Annotated in this window: 6 protein-coding genes; all 6 read right to left on the bottom strand. The window is 40.4% G+C overall.

Annotated features, from left to right (window positions below):
• A partial coding sequence (locus ACWF5P_RS26960; protein ID WP_452445538.1) for an EAL domain-containing protein occupies positions 1 to 2,683 on the bottom strand: 2,683 nt, incomplete at its 3' end.
• Between the two features lie 1,313 nt (positions 2,684 to 3,996).
• Complete coding sequence (locus ACWF5P_RS26955) at positions 3,997 to 5,460, bottom strand: NAD-dependent succinate-semialdehyde dehydrogenase (RefSeq protein ID WP_452445537.1); 1,464 nt, start codon at positions 5,458 to 5,460, stop codon at positions 3,997 to 3,999.
• Between the two features lie 57 nt (positions 5,461 to 5,517).
• Positions 5,518 to 6,813: an MFS transporter gene (locus tag ACWF5P_RS26950; RefSeq protein ID WP_452445536.1), complete on the bottom strand. Its 1,296-nt coding sequence runs from the start codon at positions 6,811 to 6,813 to the stop codon at positions 5,518 to 5,520.
• Between the two features lie 133 nt (positions 6,814 to 6,946).
• Entirely contained in the window at positions 6,947 to 8,191 is a 1,245-nt protein-coding gene (locus ACWF5P_RS26945; RefSeq protein WP_452445535.1) for an iron-containing alcohol dehydrogenase, read from the bottom strand.
• Positions 8,192 to 8,308: 117 nt separating this feature from the next.
• Positions 8,309 to 9,514, bottom strand: a complete 1,206-nt coding sequence (locus ACWF5P_RS26940) for a hydroxyacid-oxoacid transhydrogenase (protein ID WP_452445534.1) — start codon at positions 9,512 to 9,514, stop codon at positions 8,309 to 8,311.
• A gap of 18 nt (positions 9,515 to 9,532) precedes the next feature.
• The gene (locus ACWF5P_RS26935; protein WP_452445533.1) at positions 9,533 to 10,975 is read right to left on the bottom strand and encodes an aldehyde dehydrogenase family protein; all 1,443 of its coding nucleotides are present in this window, start codon (positions 10,973 to 10,975) and stop codon (positions 9,533 to 9,535) included.
• Between the last annotated feature and the right edge of the window lie 226 nt (positions 10,976 to 11,201).

Raw genomic sequence — 11,201 nt, 5'->3', positions numbered from 1 at the left:
CAATAAGTATATTTTTAATATTAAATTTTTTTAATTGAATTTCTTTTGGTTTGGCAAGATTAATAAATTCTTCAAGAATTTCCTCAATACGCTTAAATTCTATGAAAATCGTTTCGAAAAATTCTTTCTTAATAATTCCTTCTTCTAAAAGTTTAATGAATCCCTTTATTGAAGTAAGAGGGTTTCTAATTTCATGTGCAACACCTGCAGCAAGTTGACCCACAACTGATAATTTCTCTGATTTTGACAGCTGTTGTTCCATTTCCCTTTTTTCTGTAATGTCTCTCCCTAGTAATATAAAATGTTCTGGCTCCCCGTTTTCTCCAAGTACTGGGGTACCCAGGCCTTCAAATAATACCGATTTCCCATCAACTTTCAAAAACCGAGCTTCCATTTTTAACGGATTCATAGTATTTAGTACTTGTCCAAATCCTATCATTACGCTTTGTTTGTCATCAGGATGTATTAAATCGAACGACTCTTTACCTTCATATGAATTTAATGGGGCACCCATTAATTTTCCAAGGGAAGGTGATGCATACCGTATCGTTCCATTAGTATCCAATAACATTATTATGTCCGTCATGTTTTCAGCAATCAATCGATATTTTGCTTCGCTTTCTTGTAAAGCTTTCTCCGCTCTTTTGCGTTTCGTAATATCTATACATGAACCTATTACTTGTACTACTTCACCCGCTTTTTTTATAGGACGTAAAGTTGCAAGATAATTAATTCCATTTAGCTCGTCCTCATAAGTAACAAATTCTTCTCCTTCCCAAGCCATCTTATAGTAGGCAGTTTTATCAATGGCTGTTTTATAAGGTAGGAAATCATCTAATTCTTTCCCTATCACTTGAGAAGGAATTATTCCAAAACGGTATAATAATTCCCCATCACATTGTGTATGAATAAATCGTTCATTAATTTTTTTATACTTAAATATCATCCCTTGCTGCAAACGAATCGTATCTTGTAACTCTCTTTGGGCTGATTCCAAAAATTCTTTCAAAAATAATTGATGATTTTTATCTTTAGAGATTCCATGTTCTTCAACTATTTTTTCGATTTCAAACCGTTTTTCTTGTAATTGAGATGCTGTTAATGGCTTACTTAAAAAATACCCTTGCCCTTCATCACATAAATGTTGTTGTAGAAAAACCAGTTGTTCCTTTGTTTCGATTCCTTCTGCCACTACAATCAAATTCAAATTATGTGCCATTGAGACAATGGTTTTAACCATGGTTTCATCATTTGGATTGTTATGAAGTTCTCTCACAAAACTCTGGTCAATCTTCAGGGTATCAACTGGGAAGTTTTTCAAATAACTTAATGAACTGAAACCTGTACCAAAATCATCAATACTTACACGGACACCAATCTTTTTAAGCTGTTGTAACATTAAAATTGTACGGTCAATATCTGCTGTCATAGTTTCAGTGATCTCAATTTCTAAAAAGTGTGGTTCTAATCCTGTTTTTTGAAGAATGGATTCAATGGTATCAATTATATTAGTCTGATTAAATTGAATAGCTGATAAATTGACGGAAACAACTGTTGAAAAACCTTGTTGATGCCAAGTTTTATTTTGTTTACAGGCAGCTTTCAAAGCCCATTCTCCAATAGGTAAAATTAATCCTGTCTCTTCAGCAATAGGTATAAATGTTCCTGGTGATACCATTCCCCATTCTGGATGGTCCCAACGAAGTAATGCTTCAACACCCACAATTTCCCCCGTATTTAAATTGATTTTAGGTTGATAGTGAAGTAATAACTGATTATTTTCTATCGCCTTATGGAGCTCCATCTCTAATTTTAAAGAATCCACTCTTTCTTCATCTTCATCAAAGGCGTAGAACTTATATTTATTTCTACCCTCTTTTTTTGCCTGATACATTGCATTTTCCGAATGTTTTATTAATAACTCTTCACTTTGTCCATCCTTAGGAAACTGGCTAACTCCAACACAGATTGAAATTTTAATGTCAAATCCATTTATACAAAATGGACTTGAAAATGATTCAATTATTCGTTCAATCACAGATGAAATTTCATTATCATCAAGGTCTTCCAGCGTTAGCAGAAATTCATCTCCAGTGTATCTAGCTATGAAACCAAATTGATTTATTTCTTTCTCAATTTGTCTTGATATTTGTTTTAATACCATATCACCTACACCATGACCATATGTATCATTAATATTTTTAAAATTATTAATATCTATAAATAAAACAGCAACTGAACCACCAATAGAATGTGATTGTAACTTTCGTTTTAAGTATTTATTAAAGTAAAAACGGTTCGGTATTTCTGTTATAACATCGTAATTAGCTAGAAAATTAATTTTTTGAAACTCTTTCTTTTGTTCTGTAATATCTCTAAAAAATACAGATAAGCCTTCCTCAGAAGGAAATGCCCTTATTTCATACCATCTATTATTAAAAAACTCTTCAAATTCTGCAGGTACTTGTTCCGACAATGCCCTTTTATATCGTGATACAAATTTATGTAAGTCACTGTGTGGTAATACATCATAAATATATTGCCCAATCACATTTTCTCGTTTAATTTGTAAAAGTTTTTCTGTAACATTATTTATATATCCGAATTTTAATTCATTATTTAACGAATAAAATGCATCGGATACTCGCTCCAAAATATCCTTAGTATTGTTTATAGCACTCAATGGTGATCTCCTTTCATATGGACAAAAAAAGGAATTGAATTAAATATTAAAATATTCCCTAATATATTATACAGTTATTTTCCATTGCAAGGACATACTTAATTTACACCGTTGATATTCTTAAAAAACCATTGAGACTTCATTCATTATTAATCGCTTTTTGAACAGAGAGTACGCATTTTTCCTCCTTCAACTGCTAAACCAACCCGTTAGTTCATTAAGAAAAAGGTTGCCGCAGCAAGCTACTTTATTAGAACCTGGTTAAAAAAAGACATACCTAACGAATGACGAATGATTCCTGGCCAATGTCAAAGATAGGATTTAGACCTCCATGCTATGCCTATCCAAATTAATAGTAGAAATAGTTGAATTACCCTTCATCTAAAAAATACAGACAAAAAGACTTCTATACAAAGTATGAAGTCTTTTTGGAAAGAGAAGAGTATTTAGGTTTTAACACGACTTTTATACATTCATCCTCACGATTATTAAAAATTTGATTACCATGACTTGCTTCTTCAAGGGACATTTTGTATGTGATAATATCTCTTGGATTTTCAGCAGATCCCCTATTTATCTGCCCTCATCTTATCAAAACGGTCCTATCTCTTTCGTTCATCTAAAGAAACCTATACCATGTGGTCTGAAATCCTGCGAATAAGCGAGTATTCGTGAGCATAATCTATTAAACTGAGGGAGTTCATTAAGTAAAGGGCTGTCGCAGTCAGTGTATTTAAAATCACGAACGATCGTAAAGTATTTTTCAACTTTAACGAACCCGAAAATGAGTTGATTTTATCGAAAAAAAACCGTTCGTAAGTAAACAGGAAAGGCTTATCTAGTTAGGGATGATGGCATCCATATTTGTTTAATATTTTCTCTTCTTCTGCATCAAAGTAAAATCCTCTTTCTCCGTTAATACATTCGAATCTGACTTTAGTAAAATAGGTGAAATTACCATTTCAATCAAGTTCTGGTGCTATGCCAATTATTGCTATATAGTCTTTTCTAACATCTACCTTTATCTATAAACTCGTCGGTGAACTTGTCAATTTTATTTTTAACTTCTGTAACATTCATCTTTGCACCTTCCTTGTGTCAATATTTTGTCTATAAAAGAATTTGCACGTTACCAATTCAAAATTTCAGGATATTTTTTATTTGTCTTAGGATGTAAAGCAACCTAGCCTTAGGTTCTGTAACTGAGGTTTGTTAATCAACGGGGAGCGTGTGTTTGAATTTAGACTTTTTATGAGGTAAATAAGGAAAGGCTTAAGGATTCTCCTTCACCTTAAGCCTTTTCTTGCCCTATTTTAAAAACCCATCGATATATATTTTTCTTCTAAATATTCATCAAGGCCTTGATGGCCGCCTTCCCTCCCCATGCCGCTTTCTTTCATGCCGCCAAATGGGGCTTGTGCAACGGTGGGAATGGCGTCGTTGTATCCGATGATGCCGAACTCCAGAGCTTCGGATACCCTGACTCCTCTGCTTATATTCTGTGTGTAAAAATAAGCGGCCAGCCCGTACTCTGTATTGTTGGCAAGCTCGATCACCTCTTCTTCTGTATCAAACGGGATGATTGGTGCGACCGGTCCAAATGTTTCCTGGTATGTGATGAGCATATCCTTGTTCACTCCACCCAGAACGGTCGGTTCATAGAATAATCCATCAGCCAATTCCCCTTCAACTCTTTGTCCGCCACAAAGAAGGCTGGCACCTTTTTCCAAGGCATCTTGTACATGTTCCTCTACCTTTTCCAGGCCATCACTGCTGACAAGAGGCCCGACTTCAACGGTTGGATCGATGCTATTTCCAACTTTTAGAGCTTGTACCTTTTCAACAAAAAGTGCAGAGAATTTATTGATGACAGAACGGTGGACGTAAATTCGATTTGCGCATACGCACGTTTGTCCGGTGTTCCTGAACTTGCTTGCAACGGCACCAGCTGCTGCGGCTTCCAAATCAGCATCCTCAAAGACGATGAACGGCGCGTGTCCTCCAAGCTCAAGGGAAAGTCTCTTGAGCTGCGGGGCTGACTTGGTAACCAACAATTTGCCTACTTCAGTAGATCCTGTAAAAGAAATTTTCCTTACTACCGGATTTTCAAAAATTTCATCCGATATAGGTCCGGCACTCCCTGTTACGATACTGACCACTCCAGCAGGCACTCCCGCCATTTCCACCAATTTACCAAACGCTAACGCACTAATAGGAGATTGTTTTGCAGGCTTGACAATGACTGTACATCCAGCGGCCATGGCAGGTCCTACTTTCCGCGTCATCATGGCCAACGGGAAATTCCAAGGGGTAATGGAAGCGACCACTCCAATCGGCTGGCGAATCACCGATAGCCTTTTATTTGCAGCAGAAGCAGGGATCGTTTCCCCATAAATCCGGCGTCCTTCTTCAGCAAACCATTCCAGGTAGCTTGCAGCAAAATCCACTTCACCCCGGGCTTCCGTTAAGGGCTTGCCCATTTCCATACTCATGATTTCTGCTAATTCATCTTTATATTCATGCATAAGGTCATGCAATTTCTTTAGATATTTACTGCGTTCCTGTGCTGTCAGTTTTGACCAGGTTTTAAACGCTTCCTCAGCAGCTGCAATGGCCGCATGCGTTTCTTGGCGTCCTCCATTTGGAATCCTTGCAACCACTTTCCCTGTTGATGGATTTGTTACTGGTAAAGTTTCTCCGTTAAGTGCTGCAGTCCATTCACCGTTCACATACATTTTCAGTTCAGATAAATTGACTAATCCACTAGTTTTCAGCATGAATATATCTCCTTTTTTCGTTGAATTTGCAAACGCTTCATTATATACACAAAAAGATTAGAGTCCTGAAACTTTAGTTCCCCCGTCAATATCCGTGTTAATGGAAATCCTTTCATTTTTAAGAACGAAGGTATACCCCACAGCAGCAATAAGGCAAATGACTACAGGTATGATCAGGGCTATATTGAAATTATTGAACTTCGCTATTAAGATCCCTGTTGCGACTGGAGCTATCCAGCCAGCGAGGTTCCCCACGAAGTTTTGCAGCCCTGCAAGCTTTCCTTCCGCACCCTTTGGAGCAACATCCGAAACAGTGGCCCAGAGAATGCCCGCAGCCAATCCTTCACCGCCGATTGCTATCGAGATATACGTAAGTGCCATTATGGCACTGTCTGTATAGATAGTCGGTATTATGGCTAATGGAAAAAGCATGCCGATGGTTAAAACAGTTTTTCTTGCTTTGATGGAATTCCAGCCTCTTTTAATTAAGAAATCCGACAACACCCCTCCTAAAATATTTCCCAGAAAGGACATAATCCAAGGTAGCATCGTAAAAAAACCGGCTTTTAAAAGAGTCATTTGCCTTTCGACTACAAGATAAGTGGGAAGCCAGGTCATCATTAAATACGTAAGATAGTTATGGGCAAACAAGCCGTATAACATAGGGTAAACACTTCTGAATTTTAAGAATTTAAATGGTGAGATGTTTAGTGTCGTCGCTTTTTCTGTTTGAGTTTGCTCCCCTTTGATATAGGCTACTTCGGCCTCGTTTGCAATCTTACTTTGCTCTGGATGGTTTTTGAAAAAGAATAACCAGAATGCCAGCCATACAAAACCGATGGATCCAATTACCACAAAGGATGCTTGCCATCCCCAAGTCTGGATGATCCATGCTAAAATGGGTGTCGTTATGCCAATCCCGATAGCTGTACCAGAATTAAATATCCCGTTTGCAATGCCCCGTTCGTGTGACGGCAGCCAGTCTGAAATAACGCGCGTATTAGTTGGAAACGCTGGAGCCTCTCCGATTCCCATTAAAACGCGGATACCGATCAGTCCGCCAAGCGAACGTCCCATTCCAGTAAACACCGTACAGAGCGACCACCAAACGATGGCAATCGAATACGTTAAGCGTGCCCCCAATTTATCAACGATTACGCCGACCGGGATCTGCATTAAGGCATACGACCAAAAGAACGCTGACCCCAATATCCCGAATTCTACTGCCGAAAGCGAAAGATCCTTCATCATCGAGGGTCCTGCAATGCCAAGAATTGCCCTATCCATATAATTGATTGTTGTTGCGACGAAAAGGAGTACCACTACAAGCCATCTTCCATTGGTCTTTTTCATACGTCACCTCATTAGATAATTATATTCAGGTAGAAAAATACTGCGGGAAATCCATGTGTCCGAAAAAAGTTAAAAAGGGGAAACTGATTCGAAATCCCCTGAAATTCCAGGTGATTTTCAAATTGAATGGTTTTTATACATTCACGATGGCTGTTTCTGAATTTTTTGCACTGCTTGCATTTCGATTACCATTATTAAATCCTTCAAAGTCACCCTCATAAGCCTTCTCTATAATCAGTTGGATATCCGATGCCTTCGTCAGTCTTGGATTAACGACCACGTTACCGCTTCGCATGGAATCTTCCACTAATTTCGGTAAAACGTCCAATGAGACTCCAAGCTCTTTAATATTTAGAGGAATATTCATACTCCGATTCATTTCGATGATAGTTTCGATTGCTTTTTCGGCTGCTTGTGTATTGGATAAACCGCTTACATCCATTCCTAAAGCTATCGCAATTTCTCTATACTGATCCTCACATGCCGGAAGATTGAATCTCATGACGAATGGCAATAGTGCTGCATTTGCGATGCCATGCGGGATATTAAAGACTCCTCCAAATGTATGAGAAATGGCGTGTACATTACCCAGTCGGGATTGTGAAAAGGCTGCACCAGCTAACAAGGAGGCTACAAGCATGTTTTCTCTGCTTTCCATGTCCGTTCCCACAAAGTACGATCGTGTTAAATTTTCACCGATCATCTTAATGGCCTGCATCGCGAAAGCCTTGCTGACAGGGTTGGCAGATTTGGAGGTGTAAGATTCAATTGCATGAGTAAGAGCATCCATACCAGTAGCTGCAGTAATCTCTTGAGGCAAATTCAATGTAAGGGCAGGATCCAATATAGCTAGCTTTGGAAACAGAAGTGAACTAAGTACACCTAATTTAAAAGAGGTTTCCTTATTCGTTACCACTGTCGAATTAGTAGCTTCACTGCCAGTTCCAGCCGTAGTCGGGATTGCTACGATCGGGAGCGGGGGATTGGAAATCTTTCCAACTCCTTCATAATCCAGGATATGGCCGGGATTAGTAGCCATTGCCGCGATGCCCTTGGCAGTGTCAATGCTGCTTCCTCCGCCTACAGCCAGAACCGCCTCCATCTTTTGTTGCTTAAGATACACTGTCCCCTGTTGGATTGTTTGAGCTGATGGATTAGGCTCCACCTCATCGTAAATCTCAAAATAAAGGTTTGCCGAAGCAAGGGATTTTTCAATGCCTTGTAAGAGACCTGCTCCTCTAACCCCTTTATCTGTTACGATCAGCACACTCGATACACCTAAATCCCTAATTAGCTCCCCTGTTTTTCCAGATATTCCGTTACCGCACTCCACCCGTGTCGGCATACTATATGTAAAAGGCATAAGAGACATTTTCATCTTCCTCTCCATTAATATTCTATTAGATGGTGAAATCCTTTCAGCCCCGGTCTGCAGATCCATCATGAATGGTTATGATGCTTAACCTTCCAGGGACACCGTTCCTTTACAAGCAATCTATAAAGCTTTTCTAAGTAATTCTTCTAAACTGTGCTGGGTTGGCATTCTTGGGTTATTCCGAATCAGGCGATCGATTTGGAGGGTTTTCTCAGCAATTTCGGGAATATCCTCTTCTTTGATCCCAATCTCCGTCAGCTTTGTAGGCAGTCCAATTTCCCCAAGCAGGGTAAGCACAGCTTTTGAAGCAGCCAAAGCGGCTTCCTTATCGGAGAGGTCATCCGAGTTCACATTGAATGCCTGGGAAATCCTCACCATTTTTTCTGTTTCTACAGCTGCATTATATTCCATGACATATGGAAGCAAGAGCCCGGTCACCTCTCCATGCGGCGACTTCACAAGCCCTCCAATTGGGTAAGCCAATGCATGGGCTGCTGCTGTACCTGCATTTGAAAAGGACATTCCAGCAAGCAGGCTACCCATTAGCATATTGGAACGTGCCTCGAGATTGCTCCCTTGCTGCACCGCAAGCGGCAGGTTTTTTGCAATCAATTCAATAGCTCTGTAGGCGAGTGCATCGCTTATGGGGATTGAACCTTGGAATAAAATGCTTCCTTCTGCCTGGATATATGCAGAAGGTTTGGCTGTGTATGCCTCTATCGCATGTGATAAAGCATCAATTCCGGAACAAGCTGTTACATAAGCGGGAAGCCCTAACGTTAATTCTGGATCAAGCAGAGCAACGGTTGGTCTTAGGTAATTATCCGAGATACCAACTTTCAGGTTATTTTCCACATCGGTCAACACCGCTACAGATGTCACTTCTGAACCAGTTCCAGCAGTCGTCGGAATCGCTACAAGAGGGGCGATTGGTCCAGGAACCTGGTTTTCCCCGCCATAATAGTCCAGGGGATGTCCGCCATGGGCGACCAACAAAGCGACAATCTTCGCCATATCAATGCTGCTTCCTCCACCAAGGCCAATTACTGCATCAATATCCATTTGAGATTTAGCAAACTTATAACAGTCCATCGCCGAATCAACAGGCGGCTCCGGTACGACCTGGTCATAGATAACTGTTTCGTAATTTGCTTGCTCCAACAACGATGAAATTCTGTCCACGATACCAGCGTTTTTAATCCCTGGGTCAGTAACAAGCAAAATGTTTTTCGCCTTTAACCTTTGCAGGATTGAATCCAATTGCCCGATTGCCCCGTTTCCAAATACGATTCTTTCGGTAGAATAAAAATCCCATGTGTTTCTCATATCCCTTACCTCCCAAGTTTAAAGATTGATGACGACAAGTTTTTCGTCTGTCATCTCTTGCACGGCATAATGCGGTCCTTCTTTGCCAATTCCGCTGTCCTTCACGCCGCCATACGGCATGATGTCGGCACGGAATGTAGAAACATCATTGATGATCACACCGCCAAAATGGAGTTCCTGTGATGCCCGCATCGCTAAAGTGATATCGGATGTAAATAAACCAACTTGTAAGCCGAACTTCGTATCATTGGCCTGACGGAAAGCCTCCTCGATGTTATCGAAAGGAATGATGCTGATCACCGGCGCGAACACTTCCTGGCAGACTACCTTCATTTCAGGTTTCACATCTATTAATATAGTAGGTTCTAGAATCGAATCCCGCCTTTTCCCTCCATATACCACTTTGGCCCCGAGACGACTAGCTTCCTGGATCCATTCTTCCGCACGCCTGGCTTCTTTCTCGGAAATCATGGGACCAATGTCCGTCGAAGAATCTTCCGGATTACCAACCTTCAAGCCCTGTGCCACCTTGACTGCCTTTTCTACAAACACATCGCAGATATCTCTATGAACGTAGATGCGTTGCACAGAGATGCAGGCTTGCCCGGCATTCACATACCCTCGCGTGACACAGAGCTCAACTGCTCTGTCTAAATCAGGGACATCCTTGTGAATGATATTTGGGGAGTTATTTCCTAATTCCAAAGTAACCTTACGAATTCCCGTACTGCTCTTAATGTGCCGGCCTACGCCGGGACTCCCTGTAAAAGTGAACATCGCAATTCGTTCATCCTCCAAAAGGTATTGACCTGTTTCCTGCCCAAACCCATTAACCACATTCAGGAAACCTGCGGGCAATCCAGCTTCGGAAAAGATTTCTGCTATCTTGCATGCAATGAGCGGCGTCATTTCAGCCGGCTTCAACACGATTGTATTACCCGCTGCCAACGCAGGAGCCACCTTGTGGATGGTGAGATTGAACGGGAAGTTAAACGGGGTGATCGCACCGATAACTCCAACAGGAACCCTGATGGTGAAAGCCATCTTATTGTCGTTTCCAGACTGCCCCAAAGGAACACCTGTACCGGCAATCCGTTTTGCTTCTTCTGCTGAAGCTATCATCGTTTGGATTCCTCTATCGATTTCCCCTCTGGCATCCTTCAATACTTTACCGACTTCCTGAACCAGAATCATCGCCAGCTCTTCTTTTCTCTCTTTAGAGATACCCGCAGCACGCATTAGAATCTCGTAGCGTTGATTGGAATCTAGCTTTCTCGTATTAAAGGTTTCCAATGCATTGGTCACCGCTTCAGAAACAATTTCGCGGGATGCCCTGCCAATCTGAGCAATTTCTTCTTTGTTATATTTGTTCATAACAGCGATTGTATGTTGATCGGATATCCATTGCCCATTTATGAAATGGCCATAAAATGCATTTTTTCTACTTAGCGATGTGCTCATTGAAGATTCCTCCTTTGAAAAATAACGATCACATTTTTTCACTTCACAGTTATTTCTGCTAATTCAATAAATTTCAATCAAGAAAACGGCAAGCATAAAGCGCTTCCATTTTAAACTTAAGATTTTGCCTGCCCATCAATACTCTTTAATTGTTGTTTATAGAATCCTGCTCAAAAATAGTATGTAATCACTTCCGAAAATATATCATATAATATATGATTATGTC

The organism is Peribacillus sp. NPDC055009 (genome assembly GCF_053608705.1).
This window is presented reverse-complemented; position numbering and strand designations above follow the sequence as displayed.

Coding starts and splice junctions, on each gene's coding strand:
- ACWF5P_RS26955 (WP_452445537.1), bottom strand. CDS start 5,460: ATGCTGAAAACTAGTGGATTAGTCAATTTATCTGAACTGAAAATGTAT.
- ACWF5P_RS26950 (WP_452445536.1), bottom strand. CDS start 6,813: ATGAAAAAGACCAATGGAAGATGGCTTGTAGTGGTACTCCTTTTCGTC.
- ACWF5P_RS26945 (WP_452445535.1), bottom strand. CDS start 8,191: ATGAAAATGTCTCTTATGCCTTTTACATATAGTATGCCGACACGGGTG.
- ACWF5P_RS26940 (WP_452445534.1), bottom strand. CDS start 9,514: ATGAGAAACACATGGGATTTTTATTCTACCGAAAGAATCGTATTTGGA.
- ACWF5P_RS26935 (WP_452445533.1), bottom strand. CDS start 10,975: ATGAGCACATCGCTAAGTAGAAAAAATGCATTTTATGGCCATTTCATA.